This window comes from Curtobacterium sp. MCPF17_031 (assembly GCF_003234035.1).
Lineage (GTDB): Bacteria > Actinomycetota > Actinomycetes > Actinomycetales > Microbacteriaceae > Curtobacterium.
On sequence record NZ_QKSG01000006.1, the window covers coordinates 148,569 to 168,168 of the forward strand.

Genomic DNA, 19,600 nt, shown 5'->3' on the forward strand with positions numbered 1-19,600 from the left:
GCACCAGGGTCGTGTTTTGACCGCCATCCACAAGAAACACCGCGCGCAGCAGGTGGATCTCTACAGGCGGGGAGGTGGCGAGCGCGCCGGCGGGCTCCTACGGTGTCCAGAGGTCGTGCCAGGCGATCCCGAACCCCCGCAGGAGCATCGACCGCAGCATCGGCAGCGACAGACCGACGACGGCCGAGGGTGCTCCGTCGATCCGCGTGATGAAGGCGGCGGCGCGCCCGTCGATCGTGAACGCGCCGGCGACTTCGAGCGGCTCGCCGGTCGCGACGTACGCGTCGATCTCCGCGGGCGTCATGTCGTCGGCGAACGTCAGCACGGCGCTGTCCACCGCGACGACCCGGTCACCGTCCACGACGAGCGCGGAACCGCCCGGTGTGACCGGCCCCAGGTCGCCCACGGGGCGGACGGGAGGCGCGTCACCAGCCCGTCCCGCGCCCCCCGTCCCGGCAGTGGCCACCCCGACCCCGGCGCGCCGGTCCACGACGCAGTGCCCGCTCCACAGCGTGCCGCCGCCCGCGGCGAGCATCTGCCGCCACCGCTCGCGGGCCACCTCCGGGTCGTGCGGCTTGCCGTACAGCACCCCGTCGACCTCGAAGGCGGAGTCGCCGCCGAAGACGATGCCGTCGAGGCCGGTGTCGGTGCCGTCCGCCAGCTCGACGCGCCCGTCCGCGACCGCCGTCGCCTTCGCGACCGCGAGCAGCGACACGAGTTCCGGTCCGGTGAGTCCGCGACCGAGTCGGTCCCGCTCGGTGGCCGCCACTGCGTCCTCGTCGACCCCCGGCGAGACGAGCACCGGTTCGATCCCGGACTGCGCCAGGAGCGCGCGACGGGCGGGGGAGGTGCTCGCGAGGTACAGACGCATGGGAACATCGAACCATGGGTGAATCCGTCGGCACACTGCTCGAACTCGACGTCACCGGGATCGCTCACGGCGGCATCTCGGTGGCACGGCACGAGGGGCGCGTGGTGTTCGTCACGGACGCGATCCCCGGGGAGCGGGTCGTGGCCCGGGTGACGGAGGACCGGAAGAAGTCGTTCTGGCGCGCCGACACCGTGAGCGTCCTCGAACCGAGCGAGCACCGGGTGGACCACGTCTGGCCCGAGGCCGGCCTGGACCGCGACCCCGCCGTGCGTCCCGGTGGTGCGGAGTTCGGGCACATCGCCCTCGCCCACCAGCGGACCCTCAAGCGCGACGTGCTCGTCGACTCGTTCTCCCGGTTCGGCCGCATCGACCTCGACGCCGTGCTCGGCGCGCCGGTCGTCGTCGAGGCCGCACCCGGCGACGACGAGGCGAACGGCCTCGGCTGGCGCACCCGGGTCCGCCTGCACGTCGACGCCGACGGCACGCCCGGACCCTTCGCCGCCCGGTCGCACACCGTCGTCCCGGTCACCTCGCTCCCGCTGGCCACCGCCACCGTGCAGGGCTCAGCGCCGCTCGGCCGCGGCTCGATGCCCGGCGCCGAGGTCGTCGACGTCCTCAGCCCGAGCGGCTCCGGCGGCGCACGCCTGGTCATCGACGCCCAGCGCCCCACGGTCGTGCAGGAGGTCGTCGGCGAACGGACCTTCGACGTGGACGACGACGGCTTCTGGCAGGTGCACCGGCAGGCCCCCGCCGTCCTCACCGCCGCGGTGCAGGACCTGGTCGATCGTGACCGCCTCGACCCGGATGGTCAGCACCTCGACCTCTACGGCGGCGTCGGGCTGCTCGCCGCGGCCCTCGCCGACGTCGTCGGGCCGCGCGCCCGCGTGACGAGCGTCGAGAGTGCGACCCGCGCGACCGAGCACGCGCTCGAGAACCTGTCCGAGTGGATCGGCGCCCGTGCCGAGACCGGCCGTGTCGACCGGTGGCTGTCCCGGACCGTCGAGTCGGCCTCCCGTCCGGAGCGCGATCGCTTCCGCGCCGGCACGATCGTGCTCGACCCGCCCCGGTCCGGTGCCGCTCGCGAGGTCGTCGTGTCGATCGCCGCGCTGCAGCCGGCCCAGGTCGTCTACGTCGCCTGCGACCCCGTCGCCCTGGCGCGCGACGTCGCGACGTTCGCTGATCTCGGGTACCGCCTGGAGGCACTCCGCGCCTTCGACCTGTTCCCGCACACCCACCACCTGGAGGCCGTGGCGCGGCTGGTGCCGGTCGCCTGAGCCCCGGCGGGTGATCGGCTCCGCCGGGTCCCGTTGCGGGGTACGAAGCTGAGGTTGACCTGGGTATCCTTGGTGACGACGGCAACCGGGATCAGGGCCCGGCGCGCTGTCGGAACGAGAGGCAACCGTGGGAGACACGACCACCAGCACATCGACCGGCACGACAGGGACTGCCGGTCCCGAGACCCGGCCGGTCCGGGTCGCCATCGTCGACGACCACGAGTCCGTCCGACTGGGGATCCAGGCGGCCTGTCAGAACGAGGGGTTCGAGGTGGTCCTCACCGCCGCGAGCGTCCCGGAGTACATCGCCCAACTCGGCGGGCGCGAGGTCGACGTCGTCGTCCTCGACCTGTCGCTGGGTGACGGCTCGACGGTGACCGAGAACGTCAAGGGCGTGCAGGGCACCGGTTCGGCCGTGCTCGTGCACAGCATCGCCGACCGCGTCGCGAACGTGCGGGAGGCTCTGGCCGCAGGGGCTGCCGGTGTCATCCCGAAGTCGTCCGCGACGAAGACCGTGATGGCCGCCGTCGCGACCGTGGCCCGGGGTGACGTGCTCAACAACCTCGAGTGGGCGAGCGCCATCGATGCGGACCGGGACTTCGCGAAGGCCCAGCTCGGGCGTCGCGAACGTGAGATCCTGCACCTGTACGCCTCGGGCCTGCCGCTCAAGCTGGCGGCGCAGCAGCTCGGCATCGGATACTCCACGGCCCGGGAGTACCTGGACCGCATCCGCGTGAAGTACGTCGAGGTGGGTCGCCCCGCCCCGACCAAGGTCGACCTGCTCCGCCGTGCCGTCGAGGACGGGATCCTGCCGGGGCTCGACTCCGGCATCGACCCCGACGGCGATGGTCGCTGACGACACCCGCGCCGGTCGGTCCTCGTGACCACCGACGCATCGGCGGACGCCGGGCCGGCAGCGGCCCGGCGTCCGTCGTCCCCCGCAGCCACCGGACCCGCCGCGGCCGGTCCGATCGATGCCGGGCCCGCCGGACCTGACGGGAACGGTCCGGGTCACGTCCGCGGCGCCGGCTGGGCCGATCCGTCGCGGTCGGTCCGCGCCACGATCACCCAGGCGTCGCTCGACCGGGCGTTCACGATCCTGATGGCCATCGCCGCGATCGGGTTCGGGGCGGTGAACGTCCCCGGCCTCCTCAAGCAACTGCCGTACCTCGACCCGGTCTGGGCACCCACGACGGCGATCGTGATGGCGCTGTCGCTCGTCGCGGTCGGCGTCTCGGCGATCGTGCAGCGCTGGTCCCAGGCGGCGCAGACCGTCTGCGCGCTGCTGTTCCTCGTCGCGCTGCTGACCTTTCCGCTGACGGTCGACCGATCGCTGCCGGTCGACCAGTCCCCGTGGCCGTGGTGGCTCTGCAACGTCGGCACGATCGCCGCCTCGCTGAGCTTCGCCACGTGGCGTGCCGCGGTCTACAACGCCCTCGTGCCGATCATCTACGTCGTGCTGCGGCTCTCGCCGGCCGGCGGTGCGGTCGGCCCGCAGCGGGCGTTCCTCGACGGCGCCTACACCGCGGTCCTCGGCATCGCGGCGCTGATCCTCATCGTGGTGCTGCGTCGTGCGGCGGCGGCGGTCGACGTCGCCCAGGCCACCGCGGTCCGTCGGTACTCACGGGCGATCCGGGAGCACGCCACCGAGGTCGAGCGTGTCCAGGTCGACGCCATCGTGCACGACAGCGTGCTCACGACGCTGCTGTCCGCAGCGCGTGCGGACACCCCGGACGCGAAGACCCTCGCCGCACGCATGGCACGGAACGCGATCGACCACCTCGCCGCGGCCGCCGCCGACGGCCCGGGGGATGACCAGGTCGTGCCGTTCGACGTCCTGCGGAACCGGATCGCCACGTCCGTCACGTCCCTCGGCGCCCCGGTCGAGGTGCGAAGCCTCCCGATGGCGGGTCCGGCGCTGCCGTTCTCGGCGGCGGACGCGATCGCCTCGGCCGCGCTCCAGGCGGCGGTGAACAGCGTGCAGCACGCCGGCGACGACGTCTCGCGCTGGGTGACGATCGCCGCGGACGGCTCGTCCGTGCAGGTCGAGGTCGCCGACGACGGCACCGGGTTCGACGCGCACGCGGTCCCGGCCGAACGCCTCGGTGTCCGGCGCTCGATCATCGAGCGGATGGCCGCCGCCGACGGCGAGGCCGATCTCCGCACCGCCCCCGGCTCCGGCACCCGCATCGTGCTCCGTTGGCCGGCGCTCCGCGCCGACGACCGTTCCGCTCACCGGACCGGCTCGGTCCGCCAGGCGGGAGCGGACGCATGAGGGCCTCCATCCCGGCGGGTGTCGCCATCGGACTCGCGGCGCTCTTCTCGCTGCTGCACCTGGTCCTCGCCGTCACCACGCTGCCCGGGACGCCGGCGAAGGCCGCACCGATCGTCGCCTGCATGGTCCTCTACGCGGCGGCGACCGCTCTCGCGCTGCTGGTGCGCGGCCCGGTCCTGCCGGTGTGGGTGGCGTGGTTCGCACTCGCCACCGCCGTCGTGATGCCCCTCGTCTGCTCGACCGTCGTCGACCTGGCGGTGGCCCCGACGTACGCCACGTGGTGGATCGCCGCCGTCGGCACGCTCATGGTCGTGCTGGCCGTCCGGCAGCGCGGTCGCTTCGCCTGGGTCGGCGTCGCCTTCTGCACGGTGCACTCGGTCGGCTGGGCCGGCCTGGAGGCACTGGGCGAGCTGGGTGCGCTCGGCAACGTGATCTGGTTGTCCGTCGCCACCGGGTTCGCGATCGCGATGAGCCACGCCACCCGGATCACCCGGGACTTCGTCCGCGCGGAGCAGGAGACCGTCGACTGGCAGGCGGCGCAGGACGCGCACGTGTCCGAACGACAGGTCCGGCTCGGCCAGACGACGCGGATGGCGCTGCCGATGCTCCAGCGCATCATCGACACGTGCGGGGGCCTGGACGAGGACGAGCGTGCCGAGAGCCTGCACCTCGAGCAGGCGATCCGCGACGAGATCCGCGGCCGCTCGCTGCTGTCCGACGACGTCCGGGCGGAGGTCATGCGCCTGCGCCGTCGCGGCGCCGTCGTGCAGCTGCACGACGACGGCGGCCTGGACGACCTCGACACGGTCGAACAGGAGCGTGTGCACGCCGAGCTCGCCGACGCACTGCGACGCGCGTACGAGGCCGACGCCGACAACGTGATCGTCCGGACCGTGCCGGACAACGCCGACGCCGCGGTGACCGTGGTCGGACTGCGGCTGGACGCGGCTGAGAGCGAGTCCGCAGCCCTCGGGGCAGCGGACGACGACGAGGACGACGACGGCGACGACTCCGTCGCGCTGTGGCTCGAGATCGACCGGTACGCGACCCAGGGCTGACGGCCGATCCGCCAGCGCAGGTGCGGGAGCCGCGAACGCCCCGGAGACAGGGAACGCCTCGGACACCGCGAACGCCTCGGAAAACGGGGAACGCCCCGGAAACGGGGAACGGGCCGGTCGGAGCTACCGACCGGCCCGTTCACGACCCGAGGCAGAGCGACAACCCGAATATCGCCCTGACTCGTCTCGGCGGTGGCTTCGTACCCTAGTCGGCCACCGACCGGCGATGCACTTCAACGAAGAACACCGAACACAGACAATGATGCCAACAGCACCAGGGGGTGTCAGTCGTCATTTCGGGGGACAATTCGGGCGATCTGCGGCGGTTCCTGGCGTGGACGACCCCCGAGTGAGGGGAGACCGAACGGTGCGTCCGCCGCTGTGCCGAGGTCGACACCGGTCGGTACCGAACGGGGTACAGACCGCCGGCGGTACCGGACCGGTACCGGACGCGAACGGGCTCAGCGGAGAGACCGGCTCCAGGAGCCCTGCTGGAGCGGTCCGCGCATCCCTCGGGCAGAGCGGGTCCAGCCGTCCCGCGGTGACGACTCCGTCTGGGCACCCCCGGCAGCGGCAGCGTCGTCGGCCTGACGCTGCAGCACCGCGATCACGGCCGCGAGCTCCTCGGGTGTCGGGTCCCCGCCGACGACACGCACGTCCGCGACCGACGCGGTGGCGTGGGTCGGGGCGTCTGCCGGGACGTCGGCAGCGTGGCGTGGGCTCACAGCGGGATGTTCCCGTGCTTCTTCGGCGGCAGGCTCGCCCGCTTGCCGCGCAGCGCCCGGAGCGCCTTGATGACCGACACGCGCGTGGCGTGCGGCTGGATGATCCCGTCGAGTTCGCCGCGCTCGGCCGCCAGGTAGGGCGACGCCACGTTGTAGGTGTACTCGTTCGCGAGCTTCGTGCGGACGGCAGCGACGTCCTCGCCGGCTTCCTCGGCACGCTTGATCTCGCTGCGGTAGAGGATGTTCACCGCGCCCTGGCCGCCCATGACCGCGATCTCGGCGGTCGGCCAGGCGAGGTTGATGTCCGCCCCGAGCTGCTTCGAGCCCATCACGATGTACGCGCCGCCGTACGCCTTGCGGGTGATCACGGTGACGAGCGGCACGGTGGCCTCGGCGTAGGCGTACAGGAGCTTCGCACCGCGGCGGATCACACCCGTCCACTCCTGATCGGTCCCGGGCAGGTACCCCGGGACGTCGACCAGGGTCAGGATCGGGATCCCGAAGGCGTCGCAGAACCGGACGAAGCGCGCGGCCTTCTCGCCGGCGTCGATGTTCAGCGTGCCGGCCATCGCCTGCGGCTGGTTCGCGATGATGCCGACCGTGCGGCCCTCGACCCGGCCGAAGCCGATCATGATGTTCGGCGCGAAGAGCGGCTGCACCTCGAGGAACTCGCCGTCGTCGACCACGTGTTCGATGACCTGGGTGACGTCGTACGGCTGGTTGGTGGAGTCCGGGATGACGACGTCGAGCTCGCGGTCGGCGTCGGTCGTCTCGAGCTCCGGCGCGACGTCGTACGTCGGCGGATCGGACAGGTTGTTGTCCGGCAGGAACCCGATGAGCGAGCGCGCGTAGTCGAGCGCGTCCGTCTCGTCCTCGGCCAGGTAGTGCGCCACCCCGGAGACCGCGTTGTGGGTCTGCGCGCCGCCGAGTTCCTCGAAGCCGACGTCCTCACCGGTGACCGTCTTGATGACGTCCGGGCCGGTGACGAACATGTGGCTGGTCTTGTCGACCATGATCACGAAGTCGGTGAGGGCGGGGGAGTACACGGCGCCACCGGCCGCCGGGCCCATCACGATCGAGATCTGCGGGATGACGCCGGAGGCCGCGGTGTTGAGGCGGAAGATCTCGCCGTACTTGCCGAGCGCGACCACTCCCTCCTGGATGCGAGCGCCACCGGAGTCGAGGATGCCGATGATCGGCACACCGGTCTTCAGTGCGTGCTGCATCACCTTGACGATCTTCTCACCGGCGACCTCACCGAGGGAACCGCCGAAGACCGTGAAGTCCTGCGCGTAGACCGCGACCTGTCGGCCGTGGATGGTGCCGTGGCCGGTGACGACCGCGTCGCCGTAGGGACGCTTCGACTCCATCCCGAAGGCGTGGGTGCGGTGGCGGACGAACTCGTCGAGCTCCACGAAGGAGTTCTCGTCGAGCAGCTGGTCGATCCGCTCGCGGGCCGTCATCTTGCCCTTGGCGTGCTGCTTCGCGATCGCGGACTCGCCTGCGGCGGTCACGGCTTCGTGGTACCGGTCGCGGAGGTCAGCCAGACGGCCTGCGGTCGTCGAGAGATCGGGGGTGTCTCCTGTGGTCACCCGCTCACCCTACCGGCGGTGCGGGACACCCCCGTTGGAGGACCCCCACGGTTCCGGGCCGTAGGTTTGCGTGCATGTCCACACCGGTCACACCCGACTTCGTCTCCGCCAGCGCCGCCGTCCAGGGCGCCGGCGCGACGATGACGGTGCTGCCGACGACGGGGTCGACGAACGCCGACCTACTCCGTGACGCACCGGACCTGGCCTCCGGCAGCGTCGTGGTGACCCTCGACCAGACCGCCGGACGCGGACGGCTGGACCGGTCGTGGGTGGCCCCCGCGGGCCAGACCCTGGCCGCGAGCGTGCTGGTGCGGGCGGACCTCGACCCGCGCGACCGGGGCTGGCTGCCGCTCGTCGCCGGAGCCGCCGTTCGCGACGCCGTCGCCGGCGTGCTCGCCGACGCCGACGCGCAGACGGACGCGGACGCTCAGACGGACACAGACGCGCAGACGGACGCGGATGACCGCGTGCTCGTGAAGTGGCCGAACGACGTCCTCGTCGACGGCCGCAAGGTCAGCGGTGTGCTCTGCCAGGTCGCCGCCGACGGGTCCGTAGTCGTCGGCGTCGGCGTGAACCTCACGATCCGGGCCGGCGCGCTGCCCACCCCGACCGCCACCTCCCTGCTCGTGGCCGGTGCGACCGGACCGGCCACGGCACTCGCCGACGCGGTCCTGACGGACCTCTGGACGGGCCTCCAGGAGGCCGTGGCCGGGCTCGTCGCGGGAGGTGCCGCCGCCGACGCGGTCCGTTCGCACGTCCGGGCCGTGTGCGGGACGGTCGGCCAGCGGGTGCGCCTCGAGCTGCCGGACGGATCGACGGTCGAGGCCGACGCGACCGGCGTCGACGACGACGGCCGCATCACGATCCGGGACCGGACCGGCGCCTCCAGGGGCGTCGCGGTGGGGGACGTCACCCACCTGCGCTATGCATGAGCCCATGACGGACGAGCCTGCCCCCGAGCTCGTCGTCGCCCGGCTCCGGCCACACGCCCGACGACTCGTCCGTCCCGCGGTCTTCGTCGTGCTCGTCGCGGCCGCCGGCGGGTTCGGCTTCGGGGTGTTCCGCGCGGAACTCGCCTGGCTCAACGTCGTCGTCGCGGTCGTGGTCGTCGTGCTCGTCCTGCTCGGCGGCGTCGTGCCGCTGCTGCGGTGGATGTCCCAGCGGTACGTCGTGACCACCCGGCGACTCGTGGTCTCGCACGGTCTCGGCACCCGGACCCGCCGGGAGCTGCTGCACTCGCGCGGGTACGACGTCACCGTGCGGCGACAGGGCGCCCAGGGGCTGTTCCGTTCGGGCGACGTGCTCGTGTTCCCGGGAGACGACCCGGCGCTCGTGCTCGCCGACGTCCCGCACGCGGACCTCGTCGTCGCCGTGCTGCACGACCTGGTCGAGGCGCACGAGGCACGACGTCGGCACCGCGAACCCGACTGGGACGACATCGTCCGCGGGACCGCCCGACACGACCGCTAGTCGCACGCTCCGACTCGGATCTGCGGAGACACTGCGGGGAACCGCGCGTTCTCTTGCGGTTCACCGTCTCGTGGACCGGGCGACGACCCGGTACCGTCGTCCCGTGCGTATCTCTGTCATCGGCTGCGGTTACCTCGGTGCCGTCCACGCCGCCTCCATGGCCAAGCTCGGACACGACGTCGTCGCGGTGGACGTCGACCCGGGGAAGATCGAACGACTCGCGGCGGGCGAAGCACCGTTCTTCGAGCCCGGTCTGCCCGAGATCCTGACCGAGGCCCTCGCCTCCGGTCGGATCCGGTTCACGACCGACATGGCCGAGGTCGCCGGCGCGCGGGTCCACTTCGTCGCCGTCGGCACCCCGCAGGGACCGACCGGCGCCGCCGACCTCAAGTACGTCGACGCCGCCGTCGCCTCGCTCACCGAGCACCTGTCCGCGGGGGACTTCGTCGTCGGCAAGTCGACCGTCCCCGTCGGCACCGCGGCCCGCCTGGCCGCGGACGTCAGCGCGGCCGTCCCCGGTGCCACGCTGGTCTGGAACCCGGAGTTCCTCCGCGAGGGCTTCGCCGTGCAGGACACCATCGCGCCGGACCGCCTGGTCTACGGCGTGCCCGCCGGCCCCGAGGGCGAAGCCGCCGTCGCGGCGCTCGACGAGGTGTACGCCGTCGCGCTCGCCGAGGACACCCCTCGTCTCGTCGTCGACCTGGCCACGGCGGAACTCGTCAAGGTCAGCGCGAACGCGTTCCTCGCGACCAAGATCTCGTTCATCAACGCGATGGCCGAGATCGCCGAGGTCGTCGGCGCCGACGTCACCGCCCTCGCCGACGCCATCGGACACGACGCCCGCATCGGCCGGAAGTTCCTGAACGCCGGCCTCGGCTTCGGCGGCGGCTGCCTACCGAAGGACATCCGCGCGTTCCAGGCCCGCGCCGACGAGCTCGGCGTGGGCGAGTCGCTCGCGTTCCTGGCCGACATCGACGCGATCAACCTCCGCCGCCGGGCGCACGTCGTCGAACTCGCCACGCAGGCCCTGGGCGGCGACGTCACCGGCAAGCGCGTCGCGGTCCTCGGGCTCGCGTTCAAGCCGAACTCCGACGACGTCCGGGACTCGCCGTCGCTCGACATCGCCGCGCGCCTGCGTGGACTCGGTGCCGACGTCGCCGCGTACGACCCGGAGGCCATCGTCACCGCGCGCCGTCTGCACCCCGAGCTGGACTACGTCGAGACCGTGACCGAGGCCGTCACCGGCGCCGACATCGTGCTCGTGCTCACCGAGTGGAAAGAGTTCCGTGAGCTCGACGCCGCCGCTGTCGCCGCAGCCGTCGCCACCCCGGTCGTCATCGACGGCCGCAACTGCCTGGACCGGGACGCCTGGCGCGCCGCGGGCTTCGCCTACCACGGCATGGGACGCTGATCGATGGCGCTGCGAGTCGGGGTCATCGGTGGTGGCCAGCTGGCGCGGATGATGGTGCCCGCCGCGGTGGAGCTCGGCCTCGACATCCGGGTCCTCGCCGAGGGACCGGGCATGTCCGCGGCCATCGCCGCGACCGCCGAGGGTGACTACCACGACGCCGAGACCGTCCTGGCGTTCGCGCAGGACGTCGACGTCGTCACCTTCGACCACGAGCACGTGCCCCAGGACGTCCTCGCCGCGCTGGTCGACGCCGGTGTGGCGGTCCGACCGGGCCCCGCGCCGCTCGCGGTCGCGCAGGACAAGATCACGATGCGTCGTCGGCTGACCGAGCTCGGGCTCCCGGTGCCGGACTGGGCCGCCGTGCACGACGCCGACGAGCTCCGCGCGTTCCTCGCCGAGCACGGCGGACGCGCCGTCGTGAAGACCCCGCGGGGCGGGTACGACGGCAAGGGCGTCCGTGTCGTCACCGACCCCGCCGACGTCGAGGACTGGTTCATCGCGGTGGCCGAGTCCGGCGGGGACCAGGCGCTCCTCGTCGAGGAACTCGTCGCCTTCACCCGAGAGCTCGCGCAGTCCGTCGCCCGACGGCCGTCCGGACAGATCGTCGCCTGGCCGCTCGTCGAGACGATGCAGCGTGACGGGGTGTGCGCCGAGGTGATCGCGCCCGCGCCCGCGAGTGCCGGTCGGATGGCCGACCTGGCCGAGTCGATCGCCGTCCGCGTCGCCGAGGAGCTCGACGTCACCGGGGTCCTGGCGGTGGAGCTCTTCCAGACCGACGACGACCGCATCCTCGTCAACGAACTCGCGATGCGTCCGCACAACACCGGCCACTGGTCGATCGACGGGGCGACCACGAGCCAGTTCGAGCAGCACCTGCGGGCCGTGCTCGACCTGCCGCTCGGCGCGACGGGGACGAACGCTCCCGTCGCGGTCATGGTCAACGTGCTCGGCGGGCCCGGTGACGGTGACCTGGCGGGTCGGTACCCGGCGGCGCTCGCCGCGTTCCCGGAGGCGAAGTACCACTTCTACGGCAAGGCCCCGCGCCCCGGTCGGAAGATCGGCCACGTCACGGTGACCGGAGACGACGTGGACGACGTCGTTTACCGCGCCCGGGCCGCAGCAGCGCACTTCGACGACTGACCCCTGATGGCTGACGGCTGACGCCTGCCACCACATCGGGTGGCACCCGGACTGGCGGTGGTCGTCCTGGGCGCGCCGTGGTGCCATGGGGAGGCTGACCACGCTGACTCCCGGGGGACCCCACATGCGCTCGACCAGGGCACCGCGAACGACCAGGGCGTCCGCCGTCGCGCTCGCCGTCGCCGTCGTGACGGTCGGACTCGTCGCCTCCGGGCTCGTCCTGTCCGGGTCCGACTCGAGCCCCGCAGCCGCTGCCACCCCGACCGAGCTCCGCGCACGCACCGCGGCACAGGTCTACGGCGGTGGACAGTACAACCCGCCGACCAGTGAGGCCGCGAAGGCCGCCGCGGCGCTCCGCACGACCGACCCGGCCGGAGCCGCTGCCGCCTCGACGATCGCCCGCTACCCGGTGGCGACCTGGCTCGGTGAATGGACGCAGGGCACCACCCTGACCGAGACCGTGACCGCCGCCACCGACGGTGCCGCCGCCACCGGCACGACCGCGGTCTTCGTCACCTACGCGATCCCGCAGCGTGACTGCGGCGGCTACTCGGCGGGTGGTTTCGACGAGACTTCCTACGACCGCTGGGTCGACCAGGTCGTGTCACTCGTCGCCGGGAAGCGTGCGGTGGTCGTCGTCGAACCGGACTCGCTCGCGATGCTCAGCAACAGTGCCTGCACCGGGTCGTTGGACCAGCAGCGCTACCGGATCCTCTCGCGCGAGGTCGCGGCCTTCACCGCTGCCGGTGTCCCCGCGTACCTGGACGCGGGGAACTCGAACTGGGTTCCGGCGGCGACGATGGCGGACCGCCTCGTCAAGGCCGGCGTCCAGACCGCCCGCGGGTTCTCCACCAACGTCGCGAACTACTACCCGGTCGCGCAGGAGCAGGCGTACGCACAGCGGGTCTCCGCCCTGACGGGCGGGTCGCACTACGTGATCGACACGTCGCGGAACGGCACCGGGTGGCGGGGGACCTGGTGCAACGCGCCGGGCGCCGGCCTCGGCACGACGCCCCGGGTGGCCACCGACGGCACCGCGCTCGACGCACTGCTCTGGGTGAAGACGCCCGGCGCGAGTGACGGCACCTGCAACGGCGGACCCCGGGCCGGGACGTGGTACTCGGCGTACGCGCAAGCGCTCGTCGCGAACGCCGCACTGGGTACCCCGGTCCCGACGCCGACGCCGACACCGACACCGACACCGACACCGACACCGACGCCGACGCCGACGCCGACCCCGGCGACGCCGACGCCGACCCCGGCGACGCGGCAGCCCGTGGCGCCGCGGGTCGCACTGGACTCGGCGACCACGGCCCCGGCGGGCATCGCGGTCCGGGGCTGGACGGTCGACGCGGACGCGCCCGGCGCGTCGCTCCCCGTGGGCATCACCGTCGACGGTCGGACCGTCGCGACCACCACTGCGGGCCTCGACCGCCCCGACGTCGCACGGGCCACCGGTGCCGGAGCAGCACACGGGTTCCAGACCGTCGTGCCGGGTCCCGCGGGCACGCACCGGGTGTGCGCGGTCGTGTCCGACGTCGCTCCCGGTGTCACGAGCACCCCCGTCCGCGCCGTCCCCACCTCGGTGTGTCGGACCGTGACGGTGGCCGCGAGCGCCCCCGTCGGCCGGCTCGACGCGGTGACGTCCCCTGCGACACGTCGCGTGGCCGTGTCGGGGTGGGCCTTCGACCGGGACGCGGTCAGCACCCCGGTCACCGTCACCGTGCGGATCGACGGTCAGCGCCCGACGGGTGTCGCCGCCTCGGGCTCCCGTCCCGACGTCGACCGCGTGTACACCGCCGGATCGTCGCACGGTTACGCGCGGACGCTGGCCGTCGCGTCAGGTCGGCACACCGTGTGCGTCACGGCGACCGGGCTCGGCCGCGGCGGGGACGCCTCGTTCGGTTGCCGCACCGTGACGGTCCGCTGACGGACCCGTCCGGTCGCCCGGCTCGCCCGGCTCGTGCGGCTGACCCGGCTCGCCCGGCTCGTGCGGCTGGCCCGGCTCGCCCGGCGGGTGACGCCCGCCACCCGCCGCTAGGCTCGGCAGGGTGACCGACAGCGCCGCTCCCGACCCCCTCGTCTCCGTCATCATGGGTTCCGACTCGGACTGGCCGACCATGCGCGCCGCAGCCGACGTGCTCGACGAGCTCGGGATCCCCTACGAGGCGGACGTCGTGTCGGCGCACCGCACCCCGGACAAGATGATGCGCTTCGGTCGTGAGGCCGCCGGTCGCGGCATCCGCGTCGTCATCGCCGGCGCCGGCGGGGCCGCCCACCTGCCCGGCATGGTCGCCTCGGTGACGACCCTGCCCGTCATCGGTGTCCCGGTGCAGCTTGCCCGCCTCGACGGCCTCGACTCACTGCTGTCGATCGTCCAGATGCCCGCGGGCATCCCGGTCGCGACGATGGCCATCAACGGTGCGGCGAACGCCGGGCTCCTCGCAGCGCGCATCATCGGGTCGTCCGAGCCCACGGTCGCGGCCCGGCTCGCCGAGTACGCCACCGAGCTCGAGCAGGCCGTCGAGCGGAAGGCGCAGGCGCTCCGCGACGCCCGCTGACCTGCCCGACGCCCGCGCCCGCGCGAGGTCAGTGGCACCGGTCGACGGTCAGGAGGCTCGGGCCGCGCCCGTCACGCCGTCCACGGTCACCGTGCGGCTGGCCCCACCCGCGGACACCGTCGCGGTCCAGGTCGGCGCGGAACCGCTCCCGCCGAGCTGCAGGCTGGCGAGGGTGCTGCCCGGGACCGCTGCGGTGGCCTTCGCGGCGGCGGCGTCGGCATCCACCCGCAGTCCGGCGGCACGTGCTGCGTTCACGGTCTTCGTCGCGGCGTCGGAGTCCTTCGGGAACGGTCCGGAGGTGACCCGGCCGAGCGTGGCGGACACCACGGACTGCGTCAGTGAGCCGTCGGGCCCGGCGACGACGACGGTCCAGAGGTCGCCCGACCCGGCGAGGGAGACGACCTTCCCACCACCGGCCGCCGCGATGCCCTGCTGGCTCACGGTGCCGAAGTCGACGCTGACCGGGTCGGTGACGCCACCGCCGTTGCCGTTGCCCTGTCCGGAGCCGTCGGCGCCGTCGTCGTTCCCCGGTGCCGGTGCCGACGTCGCGGGCGAAGACGGGTCGGGCGGGTTCGTCGCCGTCGCCGGCGGGGTGGGCGAGGGTGTCCGGGTCGGCTTCGAGGTCGTCGTCGCGGTCGCACTCCGGGTCGGTGCCGGGGTGTCGCCGCCGGAGCACGCGGTCAGGAACAGGGCCGCCCCGACGCCGACGGTGATGGCGGCGGTGAGGGCCGTGGACGGGTGACGACGGGTCATGAGCCGATCCTGGCAGCCGAGGACGGGCCTCCCGGCCAGGGACACGGCGGAGCGGGCGATCGATGCCGAGCCGTGACGCTGCCGGACCGACCAGTACCGATGCCGACCAGTACCGACGCCGACCAGTACCGACGCCGACCAGTACCGACGCCCCGAGTCAGAGGTCGGCGTGCAGCTGCCAGGTCTCGAGGGCGGAGTCCCGCCAGTCGAACATCCGGGCGCGGTCCGGACCGGCGATGGCGAGTTGGCCCGCGAGGTGCGGGTCGTTGACGACCTGGTACATCGCCTGCGCGAGACGCTCGGGGTAGGTGTCCCGGGGGTTCCGTGCGACGCACACACCGGCGTCGGACGCGACCTCGCTGACGGCTTCGTCGTCGGAGTGGATCACCGGGACGCCGAAGCTCATCGCCTCGATCACGGGGAGCCCGAAGCCCTCGGCCAGGCTCGGGAACACGAAGACGGTGGCACGGTCGTACGCCACGGCGAGGTCGGCGTCGTCGACCCGTCCGAGCACCTTCACCCGTGACGGGTCGAGCCCGGCGCGTTCGGCGGTGCCGTGCACGTCCACGTCGCCCCACCCGTCCGGCCCGGAGATGACCAGGGGGACGTCCGCTGGCGCGTCGGGGTGGGCCATCGCGTCGATGAGCGCGGTGAGGCCCTTCCGGGGCTCCAGCGTGCCGACGGCCAGCACGTAGCGGTCGGGCAGGCCCAGGCGCTCGGCGCGGAGGTCGGCGTCGACCGGCACGCGCAGGCGCCCGCTCGGTGCGCCGCCGATGACCCGCAGTCGGTCGTCGAACCGGTGGATCTCGTTGAGCTGTCCGGCGACCGCGTGGGTCGGGACCACGACGGCGTCGGCGTACTTGTAGGCGCGCTTCACCATCGCCTTGTGGAAGTGCACGCCGCGCGGCGTCAGGGTCTCGGGATTCGTCCACGGGACCGTGTCGTGCACCGTGACGACCGTCTGCCGACCCGGTTCCTGCACACGGTCGTGCTTGACCAGCGGTGCGAGCACACTCGGTGCGTGCACCATGCCGTGCGAGGCGCCGTGGGCGAGACCGCCCTGCCACGCGAGGGCCAGTTCACGACGGGGGAGCGCGAGCCGGTCGAGGTCGGCGAGCCCGGGCAGGAGTGTCCGGAGACGCTGCAGTTCGGCGGCCGAGGACGCGGAGACGACCGCTTCGACGTCGCAACCGTCCGGGGCGGTCGCGATGAGCTGCCGGGTCAGTTCCTCCGCGTAACGGCCGATGCCGCCGGGTACCGGTGCGAGCACCTGGTCCACGATCACGCGGAGTGTGGTCATCTGGCAGGGCTCCTCGGTGGTGCGTCCCGGGTCGTCCCGGGGTCGACTGACGAGGCTACCAGTGGCGTTCGGGAGAACCGGGGAGGTCGCTGGTGTCGTCCACAGCAGGCGCGCGCCGACGTCGGCGTTCCCCGAGCACGGCAGCCCCGGCGAACACCAGGTCGACGACCGTCAGGAGAACACGGGAGGTCACGGCGACGCTGACCGCCGCTGACGCGCCGAGCGGCACCCCGGCGGTGAGCAGCGCGGTGAGGACGGCCTCGCGTCCGCCGAGCCCGGCCGGCAGGAAGAAGACCAGGAAGCCGACGAGCCAGGCGAGGGCGTAGGCGCCGACGGTGAGCGTCGTCACGCGGAGGTCGACCTGTCCGAGCGGCACCAGCACCAGGACGATGTGCAGGCCGAACACCACCCACGCCAGCAGCGCCCACCCGAACGCGCGGACGACGGCGCCGGTGCTGATCTCGAGCGTGCCGAGGTCCCGGCGGGTGACCTTCGAGGCCAAACGCAGCCCGAAACGGAGCACGGCCGGGTGCAGGGCCGCGAGGACCACCGGCACGAGGAGCACGACGAACCAGTACCGCGAGAACGCGTCGGGCTGCACGAAGGGGATGGTCACCGCCGCGACCGAGACGCCCGCGCCGCAGCTGATGAGGAGGGTGAGCATGCCCACCGCGACACTGCGCGCCGCGGGGACCCGGTGCTCGCGGCCCAGGTCGGCTTGCGCCACGATCGGCCACACCGAGCCGGGGATGTACTTGCCGATCTGCGACAGGAAGAACACCCGCTGCGCAGCACCCAGGGGGATCCGGTGTCCGGCCCCGGACATCAGCGACCGCCAGGACAGGAACGTGACGTAGGTGGCCGCCCCGCCCGTGACGAACGCGGCGACCAGGGTCAGCGGGTCCTGTCGGCCGAAGGCGTCGACGATGTCCCCGGCGCGCGGGACGAGGAAGGCGACGCACAGCACGAGGGCGACGACCAGGCCGACGACGCGGACGATCGTCTTCGTCCGGGAGCGTCCGGCGGGCTGCTGGGGTTCGGTCATTCTCACCTAGGGTTGATCGGGCGCCGGCTCGGATCCGGCGCGCGCGAGCATCGGAGAGGACGGCCCCACGTGCGGATCTTGGCCTTCGGAACATACCAGGCGGCGGACCACCCTCGAGTGCGTGTGCTCGCCGACGGCTTGCGCGCGCGCGGACACGTGGTCGCCGAGGCGAACGTCCCGCTCGGCCTCTCCACGCGCGAGCGCGTCGCCATGCTCGGCGCCCGCTCCGGAGCCGTGCAGATGGCCGGGCGACTCGTCCGGAGTTGGTCACGGCTCACCGGGAAGGCGGTGCGCGCGCGGGCGGTCGGCCGGCCGGACGCGGTGCTCGTCGGCTACATGGGGCACTTCGACGTCTGGCTCGCACGCCTGCTCTTCCCACGCACGCCGATCGTGCTCGACCACCTGGTGTTCGCCGCGACGACCGCCCAGGACCGTGGGGTCGGCGGCACCGGCCTCAAGCAGCGGCTGCTCCGCGCGATCGACGGCGCGGCGCTGCGGATCGCCGACGTGGTGGTCCTCGACACCGATGAGCACCGCGACCTGGTGCCCGAGCGGTTGCGGGCGAAGGCGGTCGTCGTCCCCGTCGGGGCCACGGCGCAGTGGTACGACGCCGCGCAGGAGCCGTCGCCCTCGGCAGCCACCGACGGGCCCTTGCGTGTGGTGTTCTTCGGGCTCTTCACCCCGCTCCAGGGTGCGGCGACGATCGGCGCCGCGATCGGGGGACTCCGACCGGAGGACCCCGTCCGCGTCACGATGATCGGCTCCGGCCAGGACCTCGAGGCGGCGCAGGCCGCTGCTGCGGGGGGCGCCCCCACCGAGTGGATCCCGTGGGTCGCGTCCGAGGAGCTGCCGGCCCTCGTCGCCGGGCACGACGTCGGCATCGGCATCCTCGGCACGACACCGAAGGCACGAAAGGTCGTGCCGAACAAGGTCTACCAGTGCGCGGCCGCCGGCCTCGCGGTCGTGACGAGCGACACCGCGCCGCAGCGCCGGGCGTTCGGGGACGCGGTGATCGGCGTCCCGCCGGGCGACGCCGGCGCCCTCGCCGCCACGCTCCGTGCCCTGGCGGAGGACCGGGCGTTCCTCGCCGAACGCCGCTCCGCTGCTGCTGCGGCTGCCGAGCGGTTCCGGCCGGCGGCAGCCGTCGGACCGCTCGACGAGCGGCTGGCTGCGATCGTCCGCTGACGGAGCGCGCCGGACCGACGACGGACGGGAGGCGCGGTGCCAGCTGGCACCGCGCCTCCCGTCCGTCGTCGCCCCGTCAGGACGAGTCAGCGGCGCAGGGCCCCCGCCTCGACCGCCGCGTGGAGCGCTTCGCGCCAGTCACGCATCGGGGCGAGACCGGCTCGGGACCACGCGTCGTGCCCGAGCACGCTGTACGCCGGGCGCGGTGCGGGACGGACGAAGGACGCGCTGTCGGTGGGGAGCACGCGCTCGGGGTCCAGTCCGTTCTCGGCGAAGATCGCGCGCGTGAAGTCGTACCAGGAGCCCTGGCCCGAGTTCGTGCCGTGGTAGATGCCAGCCGGAGCGTCCCGGTCGACGAGCTCGACGATGCGGGCGGCCAGGTCACCGGTCCAGGTCGGCTGCCCGACCTGGTCGGTGACCACCGAGACCGTGTCGTGCGAGGCCGCGAGCCGGAGCATGGTCGCGGCGAAGTTCGGGCCGTGCTCGCCGTAGATCCACGCGGTCCGCACGATGTACGACGAATCCGGCGCGACCTGTCGGACGGCCGCCTCGCCCACCGCCTTGGTCCGCCCGTACGCGTTCAGCGGATCAGTGGGTGCGTCCTCGGCGTAGGGCGCGGTGCCGTTGCCGTCGAACACGTAGTCCGTCGAGATCGTCACGAGCTTCGCGCCGTGGCGTACCGCTGCCTCGGCGAGGAGCCGCGGGCCGGTGGCGTTCACCGCGGCGGCCTCGTCCTCGTGCGATTCGGCGTCGTCCACCTTCGTGTACGCCGCCGAGTTGATCACGACGTCGTGGCCGGCGACGGCCGCGTCCACCGCGTCCGGGTCGGTGATGTCCAGGTCGGCGCGGCCGAGCGCGGTCACGTCACGACCCTGCAGTGCGAGCTGGAGGTCGCGGCCGAGCATGCCGGCGGCGCCGGTGATGAGGGTGCGCGTCATCG

General features: G+C 73.1%; 18 protein-coding genes. 11 read left to right on the top strand and 7 right to left on the bottom strand.

Features of this window, described 5'->3' with window-relative positions; translation table 11 throughout:
* Nucleotides 1-97: 97 nt before the first annotated feature.
* Nucleotides 98-871: a nucleoside triphosphate pyrophosphatase gene (locus DEJ31_RS10530; protein WP_111121809.1), complete on the bottom strand. Its 774-nt coding sequence runs from the start codon at nt 869-871 to the stop codon at nt 98-100.
* A 14-nt stretch (nt 872-885) separates the two neighbouring features.
* Between DEJ31_RS10530 and DEJ31_RS10535 the strand changes: the two genes are divergently transcribed.
* The 4 genes from DEJ31_RS10535 to DEJ31_RS10550 all read left to right on the top strand — a co-directional run bounded on the left by DEJ31_RS10535 (nt 886) and on the right by DEJ31_RS10550 (nt 5,478).
* Entirely contained in the window at nt 886-2,145 is a 1,260-nt protein-coding gene (locus DEJ31_RS10535; protein WP_111121810.1) for a class I SAM-dependent RNA methyltransferase, read from the top strand.
* 127 nt (nt 2,146-2,272) lie between these two features.
* Nucleotides 2,273-3,001, top strand: coding sequence for a response regulator (locus tag DEJ31_RS10540; protein WP_375334549.1), 729 nt, complete (start codon nt 2,273-2,275; stop codon nt 2,999-3,001).
* A 24-nt stretch (nt 3,002-3,025) separates the two neighbouring features.
* Complete coding sequence (locus tag DEJ31_RS10545) at nt 3,026-4,420, top strand: sensor histidine kinase (RefSeq protein WP_110902725.1); 1,395 nt, start codon at nt 3,026-3,028, stop codon at nt 4,418-4,420.
* The gene (locus DEJ31_RS10550) at nt 4,417-5,478 is read left to right on the top strand and encodes a hypothetical protein (RefSeq protein WP_181421478.1); all 1,062 of its coding nucleotides are present in this window, start codon (nt 4,417-4,419) and stop codon (nt 5,476-5,478) included. The genes DEJ31_RS10545 and DEJ31_RS10550 overlap by 4 nt, the downstream gene beginning before the upstream one ends.
* Nucleotides 5,479-5,939: 461 nt before the next feature.
* On the opposite strand, the gene DEJ31_RS10555 is transcribed toward DEJ31_RS10550, so the two are convergent.
* The gene (locus DEJ31_RS10555) at nt 5,940-6,203 is read right to left on the bottom strand and encodes an acyl-CoA carboxylase subunit epsilon (protein WP_111044325.1); all 264 of its coding nucleotides are present in this window, start codon (nt 6,201-6,203) and stop codon (nt 5,940-5,942) included.
* On the bottom strand, nt 6,200-7,795 hold the full coding sequence (locus DEJ31_RS10560) for an acyl-CoA carboxylase subunit beta (protein WP_111044324.1): 1,596 nt from the start codon (nt 7,793-7,795) through the stop codon (nt 6,200-6,202). Before DEJ31_RS10560 ends, DEJ31_RS10555 begins: the two co-directional genes overlap by 4 nt.
* A gap of 74 nt (nt 7,796-7,869) precedes the next feature.
* Here DEJ31_RS10560 and DEJ31_RS10565 point away from each other — a divergent pair, with 74 nt between their 5' ends.
* The 6 genes from DEJ31_RS10565 to purE all read left to right on the top strand — a co-directional run bounded on the left by DEJ31_RS10565 (nt 7,870) and on the right by purE (nt 14,377).
* Nucleotides 7,870-8,727: a biotin--[acetyl-CoA-carboxylase] ligase gene (locus tag DEJ31_RS10565; RefSeq protein ID WP_258366263.1), complete on the top strand. Its 858-nt coding sequence runs from the start codon at nt 7,870-7,872 to the stop codon at nt 8,725-8,727.
* Between the two features lie 4 nt (nt 8,728-8,731).
* Entirely contained in the window at nt 8,732-9,265 is a 534-nt protein-coding gene (locus tag DEJ31_RS10570; protein ID WP_110902728.1) for a PH domain-containing protein, read from the top strand.
* A gap of 103 nt (nt 9,266-9,368) precedes the next feature.
* Entirely contained in the window at nt 9,369-10,676 is a 1,308-nt protein-coding gene (locus tag DEJ31_RS10575; RefSeq protein WP_111121840.1) for a UDP-glucose/GDP-mannose dehydrogenase family protein, read from the top strand.
* A gap of 3 nt (nt 10,677-10,679) precedes the next feature.
* Entirely contained in the window at nt 10,680-11,816 is a 1,137-nt protein-coding gene (locus DEJ31_RS10580) for a 5-(carboxyamino)imidazole ribonucleotide synthase (protein WP_111121811.1), read from the top strand.
* A gap of 124 nt (nt 11,817-11,940) precedes the next feature.
* Nucleotides 11,941-13,746 (top strand): glycoside hydrolase family 6 protein, encoded by a 1,806-nt coding sequence (locus DEJ31_RS10585; protein ID WP_181433504.1) that lies wholly within the window; start codon nt 11,941-11,943, stop codon nt 13,744-13,746.
* A 121-nt stretch (nt 13,747-13,867) separates the two neighbouring features.
* A complete protein-coding gene (gene purE / locus DEJ31_RS10590) occupies nt 13,868-14,377 on the top strand; it encodes a 5-(carboxyamino)imidazole ribonucleotide mutase (protein WP_258366264.1) in 510 nt (169 codons plus the stop codon).
* 48 nt (nt 14,378-14,425) lie between these two features.
* Here the strand turns inward: purE and DEJ31_RS17205 are convergent, their stop codons facing one another.
* The 3 genes from DEJ31_RS17205 to DEJ31_RS10605 form a co-directional block, all read right to left on the bottom strand.
* Nucleotides 14,426-15,130, bottom strand: coding sequence for a hypothetical protein (locus DEJ31_RS17205; RefSeq protein WP_111121813.1), 705 nt, complete (start codon nt 15,128-15,130; stop codon nt 14,426-14,428).
* Between the two features lie 157 nt (nt 15,131-15,287).
* Nucleotides 15,288-16,430, bottom strand: coding sequence for a glycosyltransferase family 1 protein (locus tag DEJ31_RS10600; RefSeq protein ID WP_110902732.1), 1,143 nt, complete (start codon nt 16,428-16,430; stop codon nt 15,288-15,290).
* Nucleotides 16,431-16,485: 55 nt separating this feature from the next.
* Nucleotides 16,486-17,475 (bottom strand): YbhN family protein, encoded by a 990-nt coding sequence (locus tag DEJ31_RS10605; RefSeq protein WP_111121814.1) that lies wholly within the window; start codon nt 17,473-17,475, stop codon nt 16,486-16,488.
* Nucleotides 17,476-17,544: 69 nt separating this feature from the next.
* Between DEJ31_RS10605 and DEJ31_RS10610 the strand changes: the two genes are divergently transcribed.
* A complete protein-coding gene (locus DEJ31_RS10610) occupies nt 17,545-18,660 on the top strand; it encodes a glycosyltransferase (RefSeq protein WP_258366265.1) in 1,116 nt (371 codons plus the stop codon).
* Nucleotides 18,661-18,746: 86 nt separating this feature from the next.
* Here DEJ31_RS10610 and rfbD read toward each other — a convergent pair whose 3' ends face one another.
* Entirely contained in the window at nt 18,747-19,598 is an 852-nt protein-coding gene (gene rfbD / locus DEJ31_RS10615) for a dTDP-4-dehydrorhamnose reductase (protein ID WP_111121815.1), read from the bottom strand.
* Nucleotides 19,599-19,600 lie beyond the last annotated feature (2 nt).

Coding starts and splice junctions, on each gene's coding strand:
- rfbD (WP_111121815.1), bottom strand. CDS start 19,598: ATGACGCGCACCCTCATCACCGGCGCCGCCGGCATGCTCGGCCGCGAC.
- DEJ31_RS10600 (WP_110902732.1), bottom strand. CDS start 16,430: ATGACCACACTCCGCGTGATCGTGGACCAGGTGCTCGCACCGGTACCC.
- DEJ31_RS10530 (WP_111121809.1), bottom strand. CDS start 871: ATGCGTCTGTACCTCGCGAGCACCTCCCCCGCCCGTCGCGCGCTCCTG.
- DEJ31_RS10605 (WP_111121814.1), bottom strand. CDS start 17,475: ATGACCGAACCCCAGCAGCCCGCCGGACGCTCCCGGACGAAGACGATC.
- DEJ31_RS10570 (WP_110902728.1), top strand. CDS start 8,732: ATGACGGACGAGCCTGCCCCCGAGCTCGTCGTCGCCCGGCTCCGGCCA.
- DEJ31_RS10585 (WP_181433504.1), top strand. CDS start 11,941: ATGCGCTCGACCAGGGCACCGCGAACGACCAGGGCGTCCGCCGTCGCG.
- DEJ31_RS10580 (WP_111121811.1), top strand. CDS start 10,680: ATGGCGCTGCGAGTCGGGGTCATCGGTGGTGGCCAGCTGGCGCGGATG.
- DEJ31_RS10550 (WP_181421478.1), top strand. CDS start 4,417: ATGAGGGCCTCCATCCCGGCGGGTGTCGCCATCGGACTCGCGGCGCTC.
- DEJ31_RS10565 (WP_258366263.1), top strand. CDS start 7,870: ATGTCCACACCGGTCACACCCGACTTCGTCTCCGCCAGCGCCGCCGTC.
- DEJ31_RS17205 (WP_111121813.1), bottom strand. CDS start 15,130: ATGACCCGTCGTCACCCGTCCACGGCCCTCACCGCCGCCATCACCGTC.
- DEJ31_RS10535 (WP_111121810.1), top strand. CDS start 886: ATGGGTGAATCCGTCGGCACACTGCTCGAACTCGACGTCACCGGGATC.